Annotated in this window: 12 protein-coding genes; 3 read left to right on the forward strand and 9 right to left on the reverse strand. The window is 45.8% G+C overall.

Translation table 11 applies throughout. The features are described 5' to 3' along the window. Positions 1-153 precede the first annotated feature (153 nt). Both pyk and dnaE read right to left on the reverse strand, forming a co-directional pair. Positions 154-1911, reverse strand: coding sequence for a pyruvate kinase (pyk, locus tag HC026_RS02750; RefSeq protein WP_168924448.1), 1758 nt, complete (start codon positions 1909-1911; stop codon positions 154-156). A 208-nt stretch (positions 1912-2119) separates the two neighbouring features. After that, entirely contained in the window at positions 2120-5497 is a 3378-nt protein-coding gene (gene dnaE / locus HC026_RS02755) for a DNA polymerase III subunit alpha (protein ID WP_168924449.1), read from the reverse strand. Between the two features lie 121 nt (positions 5498-5618). Between dnaE and HC026_RS02760 the strand changes: the two genes are divergently transcribed. From HC026_RS02760 to HC026_RS02770, 3 genes are all read left to right on the forward strand, one after another. Beyond that, positions 5619-5816: a YjzD family protein gene (locus HC026_RS02760; protein ID WP_168924450.1), complete on the forward strand. Its 198-nt coding sequence runs from the start codon at positions 5619-5621 to the stop codon at positions 5814-5816. Between the two features lie 728 nt (positions 5817-6544). Next, on the forward strand, positions 6545-7666 hold the full coding sequence (gene ald / locus HC026_RS02765; protein ID WP_168924451.1) for an alanine dehydrogenase: 1122 nt from the start codon (positions 6545-6547) through the stop codon (positions 7664-7666). 14 nt (positions 7667-7680) lie between these two features. After that, positions 7681-9057 carry an APC family permease gene (locus tag HC026_RS02770; protein ID WP_168924452.1) on the forward strand — a complete coding sequence of 459 codons (1377 nt, stop codon included), beginning with the start codon at positions 7681-7683 and terminating at the stop codon, positions 9055-9057. Positions 9058-9165: 108 nt separating this feature from the next. Here the strand turns inward: HC026_RS02770 and clpB are convergent, their stop codons facing one another. The 7 genes from clpB to HC026_RS02805 all read right to left on the reverse strand — a co-directional run. Next, positions 9166-11796 (reverse strand): ATP-dependent chaperone ClpB, encoded by a 2631-nt coding sequence (gene clpB / locus HC026_RS02775; RefSeq protein WP_168924453.1) that lies wholly within the window; start codon positions 11794-11796, stop codon positions 9166-9168. A 112-nt stretch (positions 11797-11908) separates the two neighbouring features. Further along, on the reverse strand, positions 11909-14029 hold the full coding sequence (locus HC026_RS02780; RefSeq protein WP_168924454.1) for a DNA topoisomerase: 2121 nt from the start codon (positions 14027-14029) through the stop codon (positions 11909-11911). Between the two features lie 72 nt (positions 14030-14101). Further along, complete coding sequence (pepT, locus tag HC026_RS02785; protein ID WP_168924455.1) at positions 14102-15337, reverse strand: peptidase T; 1236 nt, start codon at positions 15335-15337, stop codon at positions 14102-14104. A gap of 14 nt (positions 15338-15351) precedes the next feature. Then, positions 15352-16464: a Nif3-like dinuclear metal center hexameric protein gene (locus tag HC026_RS02790; RefSeq protein WP_168924456.1), complete on the reverse strand. Its 1113-nt coding sequence runs from the start codon at positions 16462-16464 to the stop codon at positions 15352-15354. Further along, complete coding sequence (locus tag HC026_RS02795) at positions 16454-17158, reverse strand: tRNA (adenine(22)-N(1))-methyltransferase (RefSeq protein WP_168924457.1); 705 nt, start codon at positions 17156-17158, stop codon at positions 16454-16456. Before HC026_RS02795 ends, HC026_RS02790 begins: the two co-directional genes overlap by 11 nt. A gap of 174 nt (positions 17159-17332) precedes the next feature. Continuing rightward, a complete protein-coding gene (locus tag HC026_RS02800) occupies positions 17333-23821 on the reverse strand; it encodes a mucin-binding protein (RefSeq protein WP_168924458.1) in 6489 nt (2162 codons plus the stop codon). A 396-nt stretch (positions 23822-24217) separates the two neighbouring features. Then, positions 24218-25261 (reverse strand): LPXTG cell wall anchor domain-containing protein (locus HC026_RS02805; RefSeq protein WP_168924459.1); only part of this gene is annotated, 1044 nt, incomplete at its 5' end.

The raw sequence follows: 25261 nt of genomic DNA on the forward strand, positions 1-25261 counted from the left end.
AGTATCCCCGTTCGTTCTCGTCTATTACACATCTTTTGATATTATCGCACATAATCACTGGTGGTGGTAGTTTATTCTCACTCCAGAATCTCAGGCCAATGAAAAAAGCCTAGCCACAGGGGCTAGACTTTTTAATATCAGCTTAATAGTTGATTAAAGTGCGTTTGAAGCACCATGGTAAACGACACCGCGACGTGAGTCAACAGTGATCAATTCACCATCAGAAATCTTTTCTGAGGCACCTTCAGCGCCAACGATAACTGGAATCCCCATTGAGATACCAACTACAGCTGCGTGTGAAGTTAAGCCACCGTTTTCAACGATAACGGCGCTAGCCTTTTCGATAGCTGGCAAGTAGTCTTTGTCAGTGTTCTTAGTAACCAAAACACTGCCTTCAGTCGTCTTGCTGTTAGCTTCTTCAGCGTTTGAGGCTAAAACGGCTTTACCGATAACCGTGTCATCGCCGACACCTTGGCCGCGAACTAACTTTGAACCGATCAATTGAACCTTCATCAGGTTAGTTGTACCGCGTTCGCCAACGGGAACACCGGCAGTGATCAAGATCAAGTCGCCTTCCTTAGCTAAGCCGGTTTCAACAGCTTTGGCAGCTGCTAAATCAAACATAGCATCAGTGTTAGCTGGCTTTTCAGCAACGATTGGGTAAACGCCCCAGTTAACCATCAAGCCACGACGGGTACGGTCATCAAAAGTAACGGCCAAGATGTTTGCATCTGGACGGTACTTGCTGATCATCCGAGCAGTGTAGCCTGATTCAGTAGCGGCAACAATGGTCTTAACACCCAAGCTCTTAGCAACACGAGCAACTGAAGCACCAATTGATTCAGTAACGTCAGCGTTTGCTAAGTCCATGTGATCAGTACCAAAGTCCTTCAAAGCATTTTCAGCCTTGATGTCGATCCGGTTCATAGTGGCAACGGATTCTACTGGGTATTCACCGTTAGCACTTTCACCAGAAAGCATGGTTGCATCGGTACCATCAAAGACGGCGTTAGCAACGTCAGATGCTTCGGCACGAGTAGGACGTGGGTTTTCTTGCATTGAATCCAACATTTGAGTAGCAGTAATAACTGGCTTACCCAAGATGTTGCACTTACGGATCAAGTGCTTTTGTACCAAAGGCACGTTTTCAGTTGGAATTTCAACACCCATGTCACCACGAGCAACCATCAAACCATCAGAAACCTTGATGATATCATCAAAGTTATTGATACCTTCTTGTGATTCGATCTTAGGGAAGATTTGGACGTGTTCCATGTGCTTTTCTTCCAATAATTCACGAATGTCCATAACGTCTTGTGGCTTACGAACAAATGATGCGGCGATAAAGTTGATTTCGTGATCCAAACCAAAACGAATATCAGAAGCATCCTTTTCAGTGATACCTGGTAAGTTGATTGAAACGCCAGGTGCGTTAACACCCTTACGTGAACCAAGCACACCATCGTTTTGCATGGTACCAACTAATTCTTTGTTAGCATCGTCTTTTTCATCAACAACCATGTCAAGCAGACCGTCATCGAATAAAACGTGTCCACCAACACTAACGTCGTCGAATAAACCAGGATATGTGACCGCGATCTTATCCTTAACACCTTCTAAGGATTCGTCCATAGAAATACGGAGCTTGTCACCGGTACGATATTGGATCTTACCATCTTTTTGAACAGTAGTCCGAATTTCGGCACCCTTAGTATCAAGCATGATACCAACAGTCTTACCAGTAATCTTTTCAGCTTCGTGAACCTTAGTTAAACGGTCTAAATGTTCTTCATGGTCACCATGAGAAAAGTTAAACCGGAAAATGTTAGCGCCAGCCTCAATCAACTTTACGATTGTATCAACATCGGTACTAGCGGGACCAAGTGTACTTACGATCTTGGTTTTCTTCATAAGAAAAATCTCTCCTTTGAGTTTAAGACTGACTCGCTTGTTCAGCCGTCATGTGACGGCTATCACAATTGCATCAGTCCAATTTGGAATCCGTCTGTTATTTTAGCACTTTTCAAATTTAATGTCTGCGGTGTTTTTCCAAAAACTGACGATTTCCGTCGTAAAAGCGTTTTCATACCCTTTCTTAGCCTAAAATTAACTTCAAACTTTAATCTTTGACCTGCAACACCACGTTATGGTCACCCAAAATTTGCTCTAATGGTGCTACCAATTGCTCACTGGCTGGCAACCAATATTCCTGATTCAAAACCCGCTTACTGTCATCAGCTACCCGATAAATAATCACCGGTGTCTGACCATCATGGGCTTTTAAGAATGTGGTTAACTGATTCATCTGTGCCGGATCATCCGTCGCAGCCGTTAACCGTAAAAACCAGCGAGTACCTGGTAACTCTTTTGTCTTAGAAACTTCTGGTTGCGAGGGTTTTAGCGTTGAAGCTTGAACAACGGTATCGGCCACGACCTGCAAACTACCACGATTCGTTTCGGTTTTACCCGTGACCAAAACCACTTGTTCCTTTTCCAGCCAAGTCGCAATCTGTCGGTAAGTGTTCGGAAAGACCGTGATGCTGACTTCACCCGTGAGATCACTGGCAGTTAAGAAAGCCATCTGGTCACCACGTTTAGTTCGAATGGTTCGAATTCTGGTCACATACACCACGACAGTAACGTGTTGGTCGGCGCTCAAATCGCCAACGGAAACGGCGTGTCGCTGTTGAGCTAATGCCGCGTATTGTTCTACTGGGTGACCTGACAAATAAGCCCCCAAATATTCATTTTCCATTTCTAGACGCTCGTTTAACGGAAAATCAGGTTGGCGAGCAATTTTGGGTGCCAGCGCCTCGAAGAGATCCATGCTGCTGCCGCTCAGTTCAACGCTGCTTAAAAATTCCGGCAAACTGGCAATCATTTCCGCGCGATTATAACCGAAGTCGTCAAACGCACCGGCGTAGATCAAGCCCTCAATTAAATCTTGTTTCAGCCATTTGGGATCCAGCCGTAGCAAAAATTGGTGTAATGACTTGAAGCGGCCGTTAGTCTGCCGTTCAGTCAGGATACTCTGCAGCAGGTCACGGCGCATCCCCTTGATTGAGGCCAGCCCGAAGCGGATCTGACCCTTCTCTAAGCGGAAATAAGCGCCACTGTAGTTGATGTTCGGCGGTAAAATAGTGACCTGATGTCGTTTAGCTTCCATTAAGTATAACTTGGTCTTGGCGTTATTATTCAAAACTGAATTGAGTAACGCAGTGAAGAACGCTGCTGGGTAATGTGCCTTCAGGTAGGCGAGTTCAAAAGCCATTTTACTGTAGGCCACGGCATGCGACCGGTTAAACCCGTAGTTAGCAAACCGATCAATATAGTCAAAGGTGGCTTGAGCAGCGTCAGCTTGATGCCCCCCTTGAATGGCACCGTCAATGAACCGCTTCCGCATCGCTTCCATCGTTGTCTTTTTCTTTTTACTCATGGCTCTGCGCAATAAGTCGGCTTGGCCTAAGGTAAAACCAGCCATTGCTGAAGCTGCCTGCATCACTTGTTCTTGGTAGACAATGATGCCATACGTTGGCGCTAGAATTTCCTTTAGGGAATCATCCGGATACGTAACGGGCTCCTGTCCAAACCGCCGTTTAATAAAGTGATCAATATTTTCCATTGGCCCTGGACGGTAAAGCGCGTTTACCGCAGCAACCAGTTCAAAGTTGTCCGGGTGCAGCCGTCTTAATACGTTCTTGATACCACTGGACTCAAACTGAAATACGCCGTTGGTATCGCCAATTTGAAACAACTCCAGCGTTGCCGGGTCGTTCAAGTCAATTTGACTGATTTTTAAATCTTGCCCGGTCTGAACTTTCACGTACTTCAATGCCGCTGCCAGCAAACTCAAGTTTCGTAGGCCCAAGAAATCCATTTTCAGCAAACCAACTTGTTCAACGTAATCTTTCGTATACTGCGTCATCAACATGGTTTCCGCCCCGTTCTGCACAGGGACGATATCGGTCAGTGGCTGATCACTTAGGACCACCCCAGCCGCGTGGGTTGAATAATGACGGGGCAGACCCTCTAACTTAGATGCGGTTTCAAATAATAGCTTATTGGTAGCAGAATCAGCGACCAGATTTTGCAATGGCTGTGATTGTTGAAAAGCTTCCTTTAGAGAAATATGCAACACGCTGGGAACTGTTTTGCTCCACTCACTGAGCTCATAGGGACGCAGACCAAACACCCGCCCGACATCGCGAATGGCCTGTTTGGTCGCTAACGTACCAAAAGTAATTATTTGACCGACCCGTTCATGACCGTACTTCTGATGAACGTATTCCAAGACTTCCTCACGACGATTATCGGGGATATCTAGATCAATATCGGGCATTTGTGCCCGTTCCTCATTCAAGAAACGTTCGAATAATAAGTGATATTGCAGCGGATCCACATCCGTTATTCCCAACACGTATGCCACCAGGGAACCGGCTGCAGAACCCCGCCCAGGACCAGTAGTAATGTCCGCTTGCTTGGTAAACTGCATGACGTCCCAAACAATCAGGAAATAATCGTTGAATCCCATCCGGTCGATGACGTCAAGTTCGTGTGCCAGCCGCGCCTTATAGGGAGTGACATCGCTAATCTGATTTTCTTCCAAACGACGCGTTAAACCAGCCTCACACTGCGTGAGCAAGTAAGCTTTCGCCGTCTGCTGATCCGGTGTTTGAAACTTAGGAAGCCGAGGATGTTGAAATTTTAGTTGCACCTGGCAGGCTTTAGCGACGGTTTCAGTGAGTTGCGCTGCTGCTTTTAACCCTAATTCTTCATATAAACTGGCGTATTCAGCAGCCGGCCGCAACCAATACTGGCCGGTCTTTTTCTGTGCTTCGGCCAAATTGCTGATCGTGGTACCATCCTTAATGGCGTTCAATACACCGACGGCAAACCGGTCGTCGGCGTCCAAATAGCGGACTTCTGGTAAGGCGACCACCTTGACGCGCGCATCCGCAGCAAGCTTGGTGAGTAGCTGGCGGACCGTTGCCGATTGCGTGGGAGCAATGCCAATCAGCAGGCTATCAGCATCAACCGCTTGGCTTAAGCGCGCCAACAGCTGATTAACGTTATCCCGTTCACCCTGGTCAAGCCAAAACTGCAACTCACTTTCACTGGATAGGATAACCATCAGATCACTGAACCATTGCGCCACTTGTGCCACAGTCACTGGTTCTTGATCAGAACGGGTTTGCAGATAAGAGGAAATGGCCATTAAATGTTGATAGCCAGCTTGGTTTTTGGCCAATAAAACCATTGGAAAAGTCTGTTCCGTCGCAAAAACACCGGCCAAATCAGCGGTTAACCCAATGACCGGTTGAACATGGTACTTTTCACAAATTTGATAGAACTCAACCGTGCCGTACATGACGTTACGGTCAGTTAGTGCCAACGCCTGATAACCCCGTTGAGCAGCGGTCTTAACCAGTTCATCCAGCTGGTTGGTACTTTGCAGCAGACTGTAGCTGCTAATGACTTGTAGTGGAACAAACGCCATAGTCGATCGGCTTCCTTTCTCGTGAAACTTCCGGACTCCATTATAACAGAATCACTCATTTTAAAGCTTTCAATTTTGCTGACAATATGCTAAAATTTCTGTTGATTGCGAGGTGTCTACAATGAAAGCATTAGAAGCAAACTTGGTTGTTATCTTTTGGGCAATCATCTTTGGTGAAGTCATTGGCTACATTGGTGGTCAACTAGAAGTGATGGCCTACGTTCCCGCACAGATCGGTGTCGTAGCAACCGTTGCCGCTTTGATTTTCACTAATGGTGTCAAATTAGTTTCAAACTCGGATACAAAAGCAAATAAATAAGACTCAATAAGAGCGTCAGTAGTGCCACAATTCCATTTGAATTGCGGCACTACTTTTTTTGACTCAATATTTGTCGTCCTTATCCCATTTAAAAACCTGTACATTAAAAGCTTGTAAAAAATTTAAATTCGACTAATCATTAAAATAAAATGAGTTAATCTTGAACCCTTACGATGGCTCATCCTGGAAAGTCGTCACCAGTATCATTTAATCACCGTAATAAGAAGATTATCCATTCCAAGCGAGTGTGAGTTTTGTATGAATATTATAATTATCTTTTCATTTTATATCTTTGATGATATTAAAGATATTCATCACAAAGCCCTTTAAGCCGCCGTTAAATTTTTTTACGAGTTTGTGAACTTGACCGGGATTAAAGAATCTTGATTTAATCGCATTTCAGGTAGCGAAACCCTCGCTTGTGAAGAATAATCTGCGACCAATTTAACATGATTATTTCAATCAAGGCCTGCAACCTAAAGTACTTGTGAAGAAAAACGTATTCAATTTAAGGCTCATACACATCAATTGAATGATTCATAATCCTTATCCGGACAATCTTTGTTTAAAAGACAGTTGTCCATTTGTTGTAAGTTGTTTAGGGGATGAACGATATTATCATTTGCATAACGTCATATTGATAATTCTTATGGTTTGATAAGTGAGCAAAGTTCATGCTACTATAACGACGAGTTGAGAACCTTTGCTTGAAAGGAGTATGAATTATCATGAAAATTGGTGTTCCTAAGGAAATTAAAGATCAAGAAGAACGTGTTGGTGCAACTCCTAGTACTGTTGCTAATTTAGTTCACGCAGGCCATGAAGTGATCGTCGAAACCGGGGCTGGTATTGGTTCAGGTTACCCTGACAGTGCCTATACTGAACTGGGTGCAAAACTTGGTACGGCTGATGAAGCTTGGGATTGCGAAATGATCATCAAGGTTAAAGAACCCTTAGAACCTGAATATCACTACTTTAAAAAAGGCATGATCATTTACACTTACCTGCACTTAGCCGCGGATCGTGAACTCACAGATGCACTGCTCAAAGCGGGTGTAACTGGGGTTGCTTACGAAACCATGGTTGGCCGTGGCGGTGGCTTGCCACTGCTCTTCCCAATGAGTGAAATTGCTGGTCGGATGTCCGTCCAAGTTGGTGCCCACTTCCTTGAAGAACCACATTCTGGTAAGGGTGTTCTATTGGGCGGTGTTACCGGTGTTCACCGTGGCAAAATTACGATTATTGGCGCCGGAACTGTTGGCTTCAATGCTGCTAAGATTGCTGTGGGGGTTGGCGCAGACGTTACCATCCTCGATATCAACGCTCAACGATTAGCTCAAGTAGATGATATCTTCTCAGGCAAGATTCAAACCTTGATCTCAAACGCTCACAACATCGCACAATCAGTTAAGGAATCCGATTTAGTCATCGGTGCCGTACTGATTCCTGGCGCCACCGCACCAAAACTGGTTACTGAAGCAATGGTGGACAGCATGGAAGACGGCTCTGTGATCGTTGATGTGCCGATCGACCAAGGTGGGATCTTTGAAACCAGTACCCATGCAACAACCCACGACGATCCAATCTACATCTCACACGGCGTTGTTCACTACACCGTAGCTAACATCCCCGGCGCTGTTCCAAAGACATCAACAGATGCTTTAACCAGCGCGACGGTTGCTTACGCGGTTGAAATTGCTAATAAAGGTATCGCCCAAGCTGCAGCTGACGATTCAACCATCTACACCGGGATTAATACCATTGATGGTACCATCGCATCAAAGGCCGTAGCAGATAGTCTTGGCCTGCCTTACACGGAATTCAACCCCGCAGCAGCCACCGGTAGATAAGGGTGTGAGCCCTTATGGCAAATAAAATTGACATCAATCTGGTATTAAAAAATGCCAGTAAGAGTGAAGAGGAACGAACGCTAAGTCTCTTTGATCTCTCCATTCTGGGGATTGGTGCGATCATCGGGACTGGGATCTTGGTATTAACCGGGATCGTGGCGTCCACCGACGCGGGCCCAGCAGTAATTTTCTCATTTTTGATTGCGGCACTTGCCAGTGGCTTGATTGGCCTTTGTTATTCAGAATTAACGACTAGCATGCCAAACTCTGGAAGCGCTTACGTCTATGCCTGGGTCTCAATCGGTCAAGTGGGCGCCTTCTTCGCTGGCTGGACCTTGATTGGCGTTTACATCACCACCACCGCCACCGTGGCGAACGGCTGGACTGGCTACCTCAATTCATTTTTAAGAGAAATTGGGATTGATATGCCGGCTAAATTACTCGCGTCTCCCTTTGCTGGCGGTATTATCAACCTACCAGCAGTGATCATGATCGTGCTCATTACTTTCGTCCTCACTAAAGGAACCAGTGAAAGCAAGTGGATCAATAACACCCTGGTGCTGATCAAGCTGGCGATCATTATCCTCTTTATCTCAGTGGCAGTCTTTAACGTTCGAACGGCTAATTGGCATCCGTTCATGCCATACGGTCCAACTGGCGTCTTCACAGGTGCGTCCACCGTGTTCTTTACCTACCTCGGCTTTGATGCGTTAGCCACCTCCGCAGAAGACGCTAAGAACGTGAAGAAGAACTTACCGCGGGCCATTATTATTTCACTGATTGTCTCCACGACCCTCTACATCATGGTTAGTCTGATCATGACGGGCGTGGTGAGCTATAAAGAACTTAACGTACCAGAATCCATGTCCTTCGTGCTACTCGCAAAGGGACACACGCTGGCAGCGCAATTTGTCTCTGCTGGTGCCGTGCTGGGGATTATGGCTGTGGTTTACGCCTTCGTCTATGCCGGTTCCAACATTACCATGGCCATGGGACGTGGCGGTTTTCTGCCAAAGTCCTGGGCGCAAAAGAGCAAAAAGAGTCACAGTCCTAACACCGCGTTGTGGTTAAATGGTCTCATGGCGGCTATATTGGCCGGGCTAATGGATATCCGCAACTTAGCCATCATTGCTAACGTGGGGTCGCTGACCGTTTTCGCCTTAATTTCACTGATCGTCATCGTTCTTCGTCGCCAGCAACCCGAACTCAACCGACCGTTTAAAATTCCGTTTGGGTATACGATTCCGATCCTCTCGGTACTGGTCTGCATCTTCTTACTGGCTAACATCGCACTGAACGCTTGGCTGATCTACTTTGGTTGGCTGGTCATTGGCTTTATTCTATATGGTAGTTATTCGGTTAAACACATTGACGCTTTACAGGAGAATTAGTGCATTTTCAGTTATTGGGGTTCTCACTCATTTCATCAAAAAATAGCTAATGAACAACAAAAGATGGTCCTGCCGTGGAAAGCAGGCCATCTTTTTTTAATTTAGTTTCTATTTGGTTAACGAGTCCTCACTCTGTTTGGCAGCAGGGCTCACATTGAAGTCGATCCCATCACCGGCTTGATTCATTGTCAGCTCAACCGTGCTTTGCGCACTCGCTTTACCACCAATGATCAACTTCGCTAACGGCGTCTCCACGACACTAGTAATGGTCCGTTCCAGTGGCCGAGCACCATAGGCTGGTAAGTAACCACGTTTGGCCAACCAACTCGTTGCTTCTGGTGTAATGGTGAGTACGATCTGCTGTTCAGCCAGACGGTTAGAAAGCCGCTTGATCAGCTTGCCGACGATCTGCTCAACATCCGCCATGGTCAGTGGTTTGAACATAATCGTATCATCGATTCGGTTCAAGAACTCCGGTTTAAATGACCGCTGCAGCAGACTAGCCACTTGTTTCTTGGCGTCATCGGAGATGTTCCCCTGAGCATCCGTTCCTTCAAGCAACAGCTTTGAACCCAAGTTAGAAGTCATGATCAACAAGGTGTTCTTGAAGTTAACCGTGCGTCCTTGACTATCCGTCAGCCGGCCGTCGTCTAACACTTGCAGCAACAAATTAAAGACATCAGGATGGGCCTTCTCGATTTCATCAAACAGCACGATGGAATACGGGTGTCGACGAACCGCTTCGGTCAGTTGACCGCCCTCTTCATAACCAATGTAGCCGGGAGCTGCCCCCACTAGTCGAGAAACGGATTCCTTTTCCATGTATTCCGACATATCGATCCGGATCATTTCCTCTTCCGAATCAAACAGGTTTTCAGCCAAGGCCTTCGCCAGTTCGGTTTTACCCACACCGGTTGGCCCCAAGAAGAGAAATGACCCCAATGGCTTACTTGGATCTTGCAGGCCAGCACGTGACCGTAAAACGGCATCTGACACTGCTTGAACCGCTTCGTCTTGTCCAATCACGCGCTTATGCAAATTGTCAGCTAAATGCAAGAGCTTTTCCCGTTCCGTAGCCACTAACCGATTAACAGGAATCCCCGTCATTTTAGCAACAACGGCGGCAATTTCTTTTTCAGTGACGGATTCTTCAACCAGCCAGTCGCCAGAATGATCCTTATCTTCCATTGCTGCCAGTTCTTTTTTCAGTTGCGGGATGGTCCCGTGTTGCAACACGGCAGCTTTATCCAAATCATACTGGGCTTCGGCCTCGCTCAAATCATGGTTAGCCTTATCCAGTTCGGTCTTTTTTTGACTCAAAGCATCCAGTGACTGCTTTTCATCTTCCCAACGGGCGTTTAAATTTGTCACCGTTTCTTTTACGTCCGCTAAATTCTTTTGGACGGCTTTCAAACGGTCTTGTGAAGCTTCGTCGGTTTCCTGCTTTAACGCAGCTTCTTCCACCTGTAGACGCATTTGCTGACGACGTGCCTGATCAAGTTCGGTGGGTGCAGAATTCATTTCCACCCGAATGGAAGCGGATGCCTCGTCAACCAGGTCCAGGGCCTTGTCAGGTAAATAGCGGTCGGTAATGTAGCGGTCGGATAACTTGGCAGCGGCTACCAGCGCGTTATCATGGATCCGCACACCGTGGTGAATCTCATAGCGCTCGCGCAGTCCCCGTAAAATGGTGATGGTGTCGGCAACGGAAGGCTCTGCAACCGGCACTTTTTGGAACCGGCGTTCAAGTGCCCGGTCCTTTTCCATGTACTGACGGTATTCATCGGTAGTGGTGGCACCAATCAAATGCAGTTCGCCACGGGCCAGCATCGGCTTCAGTAAATTACCGGCGTCCATGCTGCCTTCAGTCTTACCGGCGCCCACAATATTGTGAATTTCATCAATGAACATGATGATGTCACCATTGGACTTCTTGACTTCGTTTAAAACGGCCTTTAAGCGTTCCTCAAATTCACCCCGGTACTTGGCACCAGCAATTAGGGAGCCCATGTCCAATGAAAAAATCGACTTGTTCTTCAAATTATCCGGCACATCGCCACGAGCGATCCGTTGGGCAAGCCCCTCTACAATGGCGGTTTTACCAACCCCGGGCTCGCCAATCAAAACGGGATTGTTTTTGGTTTTCCGTGATAAAATCCGGGTCACCGTCATGATTTCTTCATCCCGACCAATAATCGGGTCGTGCTTGCCACTACGCATGGCTTTGACTAAATCAGTGCCGTATTTTTCTAGGGCTTGAAAACCCTCTTCTTGGTTTTTTGACGTGATTTTTTCACCTCCACGAATTTCAGTGACTTTGTTTTTAACCTGCTGTAACGACAGACCCTGCTCATTGAGGTAATCAGCGAAACGACTACCACTCATCTGAATGACCGCAATAATCAAGGTGTCACTAGCAATATAGTCATCACCTAAGTCTTTACGGACCTCATCCGCTTTTTGTAGCAGCCGATACAAATCTGGTGACAAATTTTGACCATAAGTCACGTTGCTGCCTGCCACTTCGCTGATCGAGTCAATTTCGCGGTCCAGCTCAGCGTTTAGATCATCCATATTCAAACCAAGTTCACTGAAAATTTGCCGGTCTAGTTGCCCAGGCTGGATCAAAAATTTAAATAGATGTGAGACGCCAATTGACTGCTGTTTACGAGTAACGGCGATCTGCTGCGCCTCGGCAATCGCGTCAGTCACGGATTGCGTTAAAATGTCTGGGTTCATTAAATGATCATCATCCTTTACTAATTATGCTGAGTCATTCATTTACTTGATTCATTCTATCATAGGTATCACCCAAAATAAAAATAATTTGACCTTTTTTGACCAAACTATTTTAACGGGCTTTTCGGCGAGTTTTCGTCCGCTTTTGAAACACATCATCCGCGGGCTTGAACCCCCAAAATTTGTGCCCACGATAAGTCTGCTGGGCGAGTTTACCATGAACAGCCATTTCGGTGCCGCGCTTCGTTTTGATTTGAAATTGAATCTCCTTACCTGCCAACAAATCGCTGACTTCCTGGTCAGAAAAATGATGCCCGCCCCAAACCTGATTAAAGTTAACTTCTTTGCCGCTGGCGGTCTGCCCACCCGTTTTAGCCTTCTTGGGATAATGCTTCACCAACTTCTCCGGGTCGCCCAAATTCGGCTTCAATTTCTCGGCGTTAGCCACCATGATGGGTAAATCGTGGTTAACGGTCTGGGTGGCAGTACTCAGCAGTTCCGTTGGCTCCAGCTTAAACGAGCCGACTTGATCCATCAAGTCCATTAGGCGTTTGGTGGCATTGGTACTGCTGATAATGGTTCCCTCAGTCAAAATGGCAGAGATGGTGCCAGTATTGGTCATGGATAACGTACCCCGTCGTTCCTTCATTAACGCTGTAGTCCCGGCAGTAATTTGTGACAAAGTGGATACTCGCGTGGCACCGGTACCGATATTGTGATGCTGCAGATAATTCATCAGCCATTTCATGGTTGGCTTCACCGGCTTCTTATTAGCCCCTTCAAAAATGAACGGTGAAGCAGTTTCGCCAAGGTGTTGTTTGGCGTCTCCCTGCGAATCATCTGTGTCGCTGATTTGCCGAGAGCTATCGAAAATCAACTTGTAGTTTAAGGCAACCGGCACGTTAAAGGCCGTCTTGAAATCGGGATAATCCTTCAGCTCCGCAGTGGTGTGATCAAACTCGTAATCTTCACCCAACATGGCGAGGTAGTTTTTGGCCACAACGGCATAAATGGCTGGACCGGACTTACCGTAACGAGCCAAACTGCTCAACGAGCTAGGAACCTTTTCACCGGGCCGGTTAGCCCCATGATCCACGCTGCCATTGGTGACGTGAGTAAAACGCGGTTTGCGGTGTGTCAGCAAGTTCTGGTCGACGTCAACCACAGCCGCAATCTTGGGCACTAGCGGTAGTAATTGATAAAATTGTGCCATAGAAATCTTCGAATCATCCGTTCGGGGATAACTGACAATTTTAGCTTCGTACATTTTCTGATAAGTGCTCAATACTTCTTTAGCGCTATAGCCCTTGGGCGCCAAGATGGACGCCAAGTTAGACAGATCCAGTAACTTTGGCGGGGCAGAATGCCGTCGCACCGTCTTAACATTTGTGACTTCACTTTCATGATATTGTTCCAATTCTTGTTTAGCATCAACCTGTTTTTCATACCGCCACTTAGCCGCGGCCTCTTCATCCTTAAAGTGACGCGCAAAAACGTGTTCCGCGTTATCTTGAAACTTCACTTCGTAAAAGGGCTTGCGCTTATAATTCTTAATGGCCATCAACTGTTCGTACACGTGACGCACCATCAAGGACTTCAAACGCCCTTCACGAACCACCCTCACCGGATAGCCGGCTTGTTTGGAAACCGTAGTAGCAATTCTCGTCAGTTGCATCGAAAGAAAGTCCCATTTGCTGCGAGCGTCCGACTTTAAGTAGTCGCCGTCCTTCAGCTGGCTTCCAATCGACTTGATTTCACGGAAACCACTTTGAATCGAACGAGCTTCTTCATCCGCAAAATAGAGCCGCTTGACCGGTTTCTGCCATTTGATCGCATTAATGATCTCCCAGGCTAGTAGTTCACCTTCACCAGAAGGATCCACATCGGTAGCAATCACCAGTGAGTCACAATCAGCCACCGATTTTTTAATTTCAGCTAAATCGCTTTTAGTGGACTTCTTACGACCTGTCCGCGGATTTTTCGCCATAATTGGCTGTTTCTCCCAACTGAAATCGTTGATCTGCCAAGGTAAATGTTCTAACTTCCAGGAACGGTAATGAGACGCTTTATCGGCTGGAACCTGATCCTTAGGGTCAACAAATTCCATGAGATGCCCGTGGGAATGAACGATGCGGTAAGTGTGCCCCTCAAACTCTCCGCTGGTTCCCCCTAATGCGCTGGCAAAGTTCTTAGCGGCACTGGCTTTTTCACATAAAATGGCGTACTCAAACATGACCTGACTCTCCCTATCTCCATAATTTAAAAGAGTTTTAGCAGCTGATTTAACTGTTAAAGCTCTTTTTGACTATCCTTCAGCATTTAAGCTAATCATCTTTAAAATAACATCCGTGGCCTTTTCCATGGTTTGTTCAGACACGAATTCAAACCGGCCGTGCATGTTTTCTCCACCAGCAAAAATATTCGGTGTGGGCAGTCCCAAAAACGAAATCTTGGAACCGTCCGTCCCGCCCCGCACTGGTGCGATGTCGGGTTTAATCCCTAATTCGCTCATCGCCCGTTTAGCCAGTTCCACCACGCTCATATCCTTTTCGATAATTTCACGCATGTTGTAATACTGATCTTTAAGGGTGACTTCAACGGTACCTTCACCATATTTCGTATTCATTTGATTGGCAATGCCAGTAAACAATTGCTTGCGATCTTCAAACTGCTGACGATCGTGATCACGGATAATGTACCCAAGGTCCGCTGTATCCACGTCCCCACTGATTTTGTAGAGGTGGAAGAACCCTTCTCGCCCAGCCGTTCTTTCTGGCCGATCGTGTTCTGGTAACGCATTATGAAAATCGATTGCCAATTGGTTAGCATTCACCATGGTATCCTTAGCTGAACCCGGGTGAACGTTGGTTCCAGTGATGTGCACCCGACCATCAGCAGCGTTAAAGGTTTCATACTCCAATTGTCCTAAAGGTCCGCCGTCAACGGTGTAGGCAAAGTCCGCGCCAAAATCTTTAACATCAAAGTGATCAGCACCAGTACCGATTTCTTCATCCGGACCAAGCCCCACTTTAATCGTGCCATGTTTAACCTCTGGATGACGCATCAAATATTCCATAGCAGTGATAATCTCCGCTACCCCGGACTTGTCATCCGAACCCAGTAAGGTTGAGCCATCAGTGGTGATCAACGTTTGACCCGCGTAATTTAATAAATTAGGAAAAACTTTTGGGTCCAGAGTGTATTTGCCCGCTGAATCCAACTTGATCACTGAATGGCCATCGTAGTTCTCAACGATCTGCGGCTTAACATTTTTGCCATTAAAGTCCGCCGTATCCACGTGGGAAATAAAGCCGATCGTAGGAACTGACTGCTCAATGTTACTGGCTAATGTGGCAAAGACGTAACCGCTAGCGGGACTAACATGGACATCAGTCAAGCCGAGTTTGGTGAGTTCGGCAGCCAACGTTTTCAAAAAGTCGACTTGGGTTTGCGTTGAAGGGACGGTATCACTTTCCTCATCGGAACGCGTTTCAACTTTAACGTATTTCAAAAAACGGGGAATCAAGTTTTCATATTTCATAAGCGGTCACCCTTTCAAATAAACGTAAACGGATCCGTATTCAACTCAGATGGTACAATTTCAATCTGCCAATCGTTCTGTTGTGCCCATTGCTTGAATAAAGTCGTTAAATGAAGCTTACAGATACTTTCGATATGGTGTCCAGGATCAATCACTGGAAAATGCGCTGCAATCATATCATGACCCGTATGATAATAAACATCACCGGTCACGTATGCATCAGCACCCTTTTGCTGGGCAATTTTGAAGAATTTACCCCCGTCACCACCAAGCACTGCAATCCGTTGTATGGACTGATCCAAATCATCAGCAACAACCCGCAAACCGTTAACGTTAAAGACTTGCTTGCAATGTTCAGCAAACTCTCTAACCGTCATGGCTGCTGGCAAATTACCGATCCGGCCCATGCTGAATTGATGGCCTTCATGGTCCAGTCGAGTCAATTCTAGTGCCGGATGACCTCCAGGGTAAACTTCATTCACAGCATTCACAACACCCGTTAACTTCGAATTCGGCACCCGCATCTGAATCGCTAATTCGTCGGTGCTATTCCGTTCACCAACCGGGCCTAACTCTGGGTCAGCTCCCTGCATGGGCGTAAACCAAGTGGTCCCGTTCCATTCATAACTGGCACCAGAATAGCGCGTCATGTCACCAGCTCCAGCACCCACCATCGCTAACCGGACGGCATCAGCATAAACAGGCTGCACGTGAACGGTCAGTAAGTAGTTAATTTCTCGAACACCGTCAACCATACCAACCGTATTCACTAGCCCTAATGCGTCAGCTAACCAATCGTTCATACCACCTTCAGCACTATCCAAGTTTGTGTGAGCTGCATAGACCGTAATATGATGCTGCAACAGCGTGGCGTACATCTGATTTTGTGGGTCTTCTAGGTCTAAGTTACGAGCGGGATGAAACATCATTGGGTGATGCGCAAAAATGAGGTCGGCACCCGTCGCAACAGCTTCATCCACGACTTCTGGTCGAACGTCTAAAGTGACCAGCACTTTATGAAAATCGGCTTCCAACGAACCAAGTTGCAATCCCACTGGATCTTTTGGTTCAGCGATGGTCTTAGGTGCAAACTGTTCAAATCGTTCAATTAACGTTTTAACCTTCATTGAGAATAACCTCCTGAATTTGATCACGTTCCTGTTGAAAGGCAGCAATCTTCTGCTTCGGCGCATTTTTCGCCTGTTGCATAGTGGCAATTACCTGATCAAGTCGAGTCTGTTCCCGACGCCACTTTTGTTGAAGGACGGGACTTTTTTCTTTAAGTAAAAACGGACCAAATTTCAGTTCAACTGCCGTATAAGCAACTGGTTTGTCTACTGGATCAGCCACGATAATTTCATAAATATGACCATCTTCAGCCAGGATCCGTTCTGCCACAATCTGATACCGATTATCTTGCAACCAACGACGAACATTATCCTCACCAACGTTGGGTTGCAAAATCAGGCGTTCCTTGTGGGTCAAATGGGCCTTACCGTCCTCTAAAATTTTAGTGATCAGCGTACCGCCCATACCGGCAATCGTTACCGTATCAATCTTGTCTTCAGGTTGAATCGCTGCTAACCCATCAGCCAATCGCGCCGTGATGACAGCCGTCAGCTGTTCATTTTCAATCTCCGTTAACGCATTGTGATAGGGTCCCTTCACAACTTCGCCAGCAATCGCCGCGCGAATGGTGCCTTGTTTCGCTAAATGCACCGGCAAATAGGCATGGTCTGAGCCAATATCGGCTAAACGCGCGCCAGGTTGCACAAAATCAGCGACGGTTTGCAGTCGGTTGGATAAATGTGTCCCGTTCATACGTTGCTTCACTCCTCTTCAATCTCGTAGTTCCATTATAGGCTAGAGCGGGAAGTCAGCACAACAGAAGGATGGTGATTTTTATCTTGAAAACCTGGGTAGACCAAAAGAATGCGTCACAGTCGTTAATGACCGTGACACATTCTCAAATCAAATCACACTATCATGATGCAATTACTCATCATCACGTTTGCGACGTTTCAATCCTGCTAAACCTAACATGCTGGTCAGCAAACCAAGGAGACCTAAGCCAACGGTTGATTGACTTTGTTCATTAGTTTGTGGCAACTTCTGCTGGTTGGTAGCTGAGGTATTCGAGTTACCGTTTGAAATTGAACCGTTTTGACTGCCTGCTGTGGTGGTTGAACTTGTCGCGGACGCTGCAGAAGTCTTTACAGATCCTGCAGATCCGGTATTGCTACCAGTTGACGAACCGTTACCCCCGTTGGAATCAGTTCCAGACGTTGCTTGACCAGGAGTTGTGGTATTCGTGACAGTTTGACCTGGTGTTTTATCATTCTCAGGTGTTTCAGTAGGGTTGCCATCTGAATTTCCTTCTGGTTGGTTGTCAGGAACACCCCCACCACCATCAATTGGACCAGTTGGCTGACTTGGTTGTGGTGTATAGGTCACAACCACATCCTCATTATACATTGGTACGTCTCGTGCAACTACGCTGCCAACAGCCTGTTGACCAACCTTAGCCGGATTAGCAATGTAGCCTGGTAAATTAGGTGATGTTTGCTCATAGTAAGCACCCTGTGGCGTTGCTACGCTCTCACCAGTGACTTCATCAGTTGTAACGTTCCAAGTAATCGTTTGAACAATCGGTGCTGGTACTTGACCAGTATAACTTGGATCATCCACAACATAGTGAATGGTTCGGGTTGAAGTGGTTTGACTGTAGTCTAGCTTGTGAACCAAGTGAATGACTACTGGTGTATTGTTGTCAGCTTTGAAGGTGTAAGTACCACTAGCTGATTGATCTGGTGCTAAAGCGTAGCTGGTTGGTTTCCCGGTCGTGTTCCAGTTCGCGGTACCGTCTGTAACACCATTAAGTGTTGTGGGTGTCCCAACAATTGCACCATTATCATCGTCATCAACGAACTCCACTGTTGTGCTTTGGGCTTGTGGTGTGTAAGTTACAGTTTCTGTGCTGTCAGTTGGTAACGTTGTCGTTACTGCGTTAGTCGCTGCTGGCACACTATCCCTATCTGCTGTGTAACCAGCTATGGATGGTGTTGGAACGGCATCATAATTGCCGGATGGCGTATATGTTGTGACACCAGTCACTTCATCCGTATCCGTCGTCCACGTTACTGGTTCAGTCTTATCAGCAGGCGTCTTACTGCCAGCACCAGTATAAGTGATCGTCCGTGTTGTGGTGCCATCGAAGCCCTTTGGTAATGTTGTACTGTGCGCATGCATCAACTTGATCGTCAGATTATCACCATCGCCTGGCTCCAACTGGTATGACACCGTACTATCTTGACCTGGTGCCAAAACATAATTCGTTGGTACTGTTACAGTGTAATCACCGGTATCATCAGTCTTACCAGTTACTGTATCAGTTTCTACGACCTGATTATCATTATCCGTATCCACGTAATTAACTGTCAGATCAGCATTGTCAGCAGTATAAGTTACCTCTACCGTAACATCCACTGGTTTCGTCGTTGTCGCCGTATTCGTCCCCGCCGGTACACTTTCCTTATCTGCGGTGTAACCGGTTATTGATGGCGTTGGAACGGCATCATAATCGCCTGATGGCGTATATATTGTAATGCCGGTCACTTCATCCGTATCCGTCGTCCACGTTACCGGTTCAGTCTTATCAGCAGGCGTATTAGTACCGGCGCCGGTATAGGTGATTGTCCGCGTTGTAGTTCCAGTAAAGCCGTCAGGCAAGGTGGTTGAGTGCGCATGCTTGACTGGGATAACGATGTTATCCGTATCATCCGGTGTAATTGTGTAGGCAATCGACGTTGGCTGATCCGCATTCGCAAATTCATAGTGCGCTGGTGCGGTTGCGGTGTACGTACCGGTTTCATCGGTCGTCCCATTGATTGTTTCAGGAGTCCCAACCACCGCATTACCGTTATCAACATCTTCATAGGTCACGGTCAGGCCGGCGGCGTCTGCTGTATAGGTAACGGTTTCCGTGCTATCAGTTGGCTTCGTCGTTGTCGCCGCATTAGTCGCTGCTGGCACACTATCCTTATCTGCTGTGTAACCAGCTATGGATGGTGTTGGAACGGCTTCATAGTTGCCAGATGGCGTATATGTTGTGACGCCAGTCACTTCATCCGTATCCGTGGTCCAGGTTACTGGTTCAGCCTTGTCAGCTGGCGTATTAGTACCGGCGCCGGTATAAGTGATCGTCCGTGTTGTAGTTCCAGTAAAGCCGTCAGGCAGGGTGGTTGAGTGCGCATGCTTCAACTTGATCGTCAGATTATCACCATCGCCTGGCTCCAACTGGTATGACACCGTACTATCTTGACCTGGTGCCAAAACATAATTAGTTGGTACTGTTACAGTGTAATCACCGGTATCATCAGTCTTACCAGTTACTGTGTCAGTTTCTACGACCTGATTATCATTATCTGTATCCACGTAATTAACTGTCAGGTCAGCATCGTCAGCACTATAAGTTACCTCTACCGTAACGTCTACTGGTTTCGTCGTTGTCGCCGCATTGATCACGGCCGCCACACTACTCTTATCTGCTGTGTAACCAGCGATTGATGGGGTTGGAACGGCATCATAGTCACCAGATGGCGTATATGTTGTGATGCCAGTCACTTCATCGGTACCAACTGTCCATGTTACTGGCTCGCTCTTTGCTTCCGGAGTCTTATCTCCAGCTCCTGAGTAAGTAATTGTTCGAGTAGTTGTAGCCGTACTCTCATCAATAATGTGCTTCAAATGAATCTGAACCGGCATGTTACCACTTGCCTTAAAGGTGTAAGTGCCGCTCGTAACTTGATTCTTTGCAAGGGTATATCCGGTTGGAACTTGATCCATACTCCAATCAGTCGAGCCACCTGGCGTACCAGAAATAACTTGCGGCGTACCCACAATTGCACCATTACCGTCATCATCGATATATTCAACTTGTGTTTTGGCATCACCAACTAAATCGTACTGAACAAAATCGCCATCAAAGCTGTTTTGAGAAACTTGTCCAAATACAGCTTGCCCATCAGTCGAACCATCAACAATAGTTGGCGTAACTTTGCCTGATGCATCAGTTTCAAGTTTATAACCTGCTGGAATCAAGGCCTGATCATCAGCCGAAAAGTCAGAAAGTTGTGTTGGATAATCATTCGTAAATGTATCCACACCATCATTGAGGGTTTTACTCAAATCAGTAAGGTTTACATATTGATCATTACCATCAGCATCAACGTAGTGATAACGTGCCTTAATGGTTGAAGTCCCTGTAATCGTAATGGAAGCTTCGTTCTGAATATTTTCATCGTTCTGACTAACACTTGCTGGTGCACCGTCTCCATAGAAGATGGTCTGCAAATAAGCCGTTTTTCCACCTTGATCTTTGAAATTATCAGTCGTTCCACTGATGGCAATTCTACCAGTTGATGTGTTAGCTTTAAGGCCGTTAATCTGAATAATGATTGACCGAATCGTAGACCAGTCAGTTACCTGATCCTTGGTCACATAACCAGTGGTATCAGGAGCAGTAGCGGTCGTATTAACCGTCTGTGGTTGGGTAGAATACAAAACAGTCGAATTGATTGCAGTCCCATCACCACTTGGTGTCGTATAATTTGTTGGCATATCAATTGCACCGGTAAGTTTAAACGTATACTGAGATTTATCTGTTCCTGCTGTTGGCAAATTAATCGCAACGCTAGCATTATGATCAGCGGCAACATCTTCTAGAGAGGTATAGACCACATTATCATAAAAAGTGAGTGTACTATCTCCATTTTTATCACTAGTTGCTTTCTGCACGGCATCAACATTCTGATTACCCTTTGCAACTGAGGTATTAAAGAATGAACTTGCAGTTTCAATTGTCCAATCACCCTGACCAGTTTCGTTGTTTTCACCATCAAGGAGATAGGCGTTCGTATTGTTTTCAACAAATGATAAGTCAGTAGGTGTTGTGCTATTTAACAATTTAGTCGTTGGTGACACAACGTACATATAATATGGATATTTTCCAGGCAGCGCATCAGCATCATTAGCAAACGTGACTGCGCCCCAATAGCCAGTTGTGTTACTCAGATCCACAGTAGTTCCGGTACCTGCATAATCAATTTTAACAACCGTCTGTCCGTTATCCGCCGTAAATTCGGATACCTTTGCACCCGTTGCCTGAGTTAATAATTTACCAGTTGGATCGGTGGTCGATGGATTTGCCAGAGGATCATTAGTCCACCAGAGGCTATTAATTGATGAGACTGTGGTTACTTTAGGGATTACGAAGTAAAAAGTGGGCTCATAAATCTTATTTGTGGTTTGGCCCTTCCCATCGTTATACCTAGTTTCAAGAGTACCTGCACTTTGATTGCCAGGGGCACTACTTCTTTTCACTAGGGTACCCTGAGCAATAGCAATATTATCAACAATCGTTTGAGTTGCTGATGATTTCGTAGCTTCCTGCGATGTACCCTTCGCATCATAGGTCATGTCAACCGATGAGGTCAATTGGTCACCATTCTTAACGGCAGTTCCATCATCATAAGTAGTAGATAATTGACCAGCTAAAAGAAAACTATTAGACGTGCCAAGGTCATCTGCATACGAACCTGGTGCTAACTTATTAGGGGTAAAGACAGCGGTTCTAATTGCTGAATTTCCAGTTACTTTGGCTTCTTCACCAGCGTTTACAGTACCCGTTTGAGTGGTACCATCTGCCAACGTAAAAGTGAAAGTCCAACTGGAAGTATCAGGCAAGTAACTCGTTGAACTAATGCCCTGAACCGGAGTCTTAATGCTAGTAACGTCCAGGCCACTGGGAATGGTCATAGTCAACTTAGCATTCTGAGCTTCTGCTGCTGAATCAAATTTGAAGCCAAAGCTATTAAGATATTGGGGATCATCACTAGAATCTTGTTCAAATTCAAGCTTGTCAGAAGCCAAAGAAGAATTACCCATGCTGGTTAGTACAACATTAGTACCTTGTGTAGCATCAGCATTAGCAGGTAAAATAGTGACACTCCATGGATCTGCCGAATCAGTTAACTTGGTGCCATCTGCATTGATAACCTGTGAAAAAGTAACATTACCATTAGCAGTGAGCGTCTGATCTGTGGCAGTTTGAGAGACATCAAAAGCCCCTACAAGTTTGTATTCCGGTGCTGCGTCTCTAGCTTGATTTCCCTTACCTGCTGGAACATTAATAACGATATTGGTTCCCTTGCCGCCAGGTTGGGTAATTGTCGTACCATCACCAATTCCATTAATTTCGTTTGTACTATTAGCATCCAATACAAAACCAGTTGGTACTGGAATGTTGATTTCCGCACCACCATAGTTAACGGCGCTATTTACACGCGCAGTGGTCCCACCATCGTCTTTAACACCATCCGCTTCATTAACACTGACACCAAAAACATAATTTTGGTTAGGCAAAATTTCAGTTACTGTGTGTGAATTCGGATATAGCAATGAAACTGTCGATAAATTAGCTGTTGGCTGAATCGTCTGAGTGAAAGTAATTGGCGTTTGATCAACACCGTTCACTGAATAAGTAATCGTCTTTGTTATCGTCTTGCCGGCATCTGCCATTGGCGAGAGCTGGTACGTGTAGTTGTCATTTAAATCAATCTTAATCGGCTGAGTAGTAGTTGAATTAGTAGTGAATATATCAGTAATCGTATGTGACCCATCACTATTATTATCTGTTGTCGTGGTTCCCGCAGCACTTGCCAGTGGAACAGCAGTGTCAAATTTATACGTTGCGTCATCTGCCGGAATGTTGATTTTATACACATCGCCCGCCTTAGCATTAATCTGTAAAGTCAACGTTAATGGGCTCTGCGCATTCGAACCATAACCTACTGCAGTTGATGAAATTGTTAAAGGTGCAACACTTGCTGGATCCACCGCATCGATTTCCTGTGGTTCTTGAGTTGCAGCGTAGGCTGCATCAGCGGTTGCCTTTGCTGCATTTAACTGATCTTCAGTAGGATTAACCAGTGTTTTTGAAGTTTTCGCCTGCGTAGCAGTTGCTTGTTGAGCAGCTGTATCTGAAGTTGCTGCTTCTGACTCACTCGTAGTCGCAGGTGTATTTTGAGTTGCCTGCTTAACAGCCTTTTCAGCGGTCGAAGATGCTGAATATGTGGCATTTGTAGCAGCACTGGAACTGTCGTTTGAATCAGAAGTTCCGTTAACGCTTCCACTTGTTGCGGTAGCATCCGCAGCCGTTTGTGTATTATCACCCGACTTCAGAGTCACTGAGCTTGTCGTCTGGGCAGTGGCTGCAGAATTATTAGAGACAGTTTCATTTGGCTCCTGAGTATCGTTGGCTGTTGTGTCAGCATAAGTCGTTGTGCTACTCCCCAACAGTAAGCCTGCTCCTAAAGCTAAACTGGCCAGACTCGCATAAACCCATCTACTGCCAGCTTTATATGCCTTATAATGTTCCTTCAAATTAGACTTGATTGTCCGAATGTTATTATTTTTACCAACCATGTTAATCCCCCCATACAAAGTTGCTTAAACTTGCAATCTATTCATTGAAAATTGTTTAGATTATAATTTAATATCTCATAATGCCAAATAACTGTAAACCCTTTTATATAGGCATCGGCTAACCTATTTTTTTGATACCTATACCTTTTTCTATCATAACTTCCCTTCTTTTCCTTTATTGTAAGATTATACATTTCACAAGTAAAGGCCGTTAAGTATATTTGAGTGTCCCTTTTTTTAAAAAAAATTGCAAAAAAATGACACATAAACATTTTAGCGTCTAATGTTCATGGTAAAAGAATTTACTCATTTTCAAAAACAGAAAAATCCCTTGATCACGGTCGTTTCCGACCCTAATCAAGGGATTTTCGTTACCATCAGTTTGCACTGGGTGGTCTATTCGTCATCGCGTTTACGACGCTTCAAGCCAATTAAGCCTAACATGCTTGCCATTAAACCAAGCAGACCTAAGCCAATAGTTGACTGACTTTGTTCATTAGTTTGTGGTAATTTCTGCTGGTTAGTAGCTGAAGCATTCGAGTTACTGTTCGAAACCGAGTCAGCTTGACCTGCTGCAGAAGTTCTTAATATTCCCGCAGTACCAGCATTGGTACCATACCCAAGTGTTGACTGTGAATTAGTATCGTTCTTCGTAGTAGTTTTTCCACTCGTTTTATCAGGAGTTTTAGTTTTGTTAACCACTTTTCCTGGAGCTGGATTGCTTGGCGTAGTTGGTTGGGTTGGTTCCGTTGGCTGAACCGGTTGAGTCGGTTGTACTGGCTGAGTTGGTTGTACCGGTCCTGTCGGCTGTCCTGTCTGTACTGGTGTATAAATGACAACCACATCTTCATTATACATTGGTACATCCCTTGCAGCTATACTGCCAAAGGCTTGTTGACCAACTTTGCTTGGGTTAGCCGTGTAACCTGGCAAGTTAGGTGCTGTTTGTTCGTAATATGCACCCTGTGGCGTTGCTACACTCTCACCAGTGACTTCATCGGTTGAAACGTTCCAAGTAACCGTTTGAATAGTTGGGGCTGGCACTTGACCGGTAAAGTTTGGATCATCAACAACATAGTGAATCGTCCGAGTTGTGATGGTTGTGGTGTGATCAATGATGTGACTCAAATGAATCTTCACAAGTTGATTGCTATCGTTGGTAAATTGATACGTTCCAGTGGCCGCTTGACCAACAGATAATTCAAAACTAGTTGGTTTACTGTTAGTATTCCAATCATATTTTCCGGAAGTCTTACCGTCAACAACAGTTGGTGTACCAACTACAGCATCACCATTATCATCATCCACATACTCAAATGTGACACTTTGGGCATTTGGTGTATACGTAACTGTCACATCATCAGCGTTGGCCTTTGGCAAGTCTGCACCTGCCACACTGCCATAAGCTTTTTGAGCCACCGTCGGTGTATCAGCAGTATA

Source organism: Secundilactobacillus angelensis, assembly GCF_012641075.1.
GTDB lineage: Bacteria > Bacillota > Bacilli > Lactobacillales > Lactobacillaceae > Secundilactobacillus > Secundilactobacillus angelensis.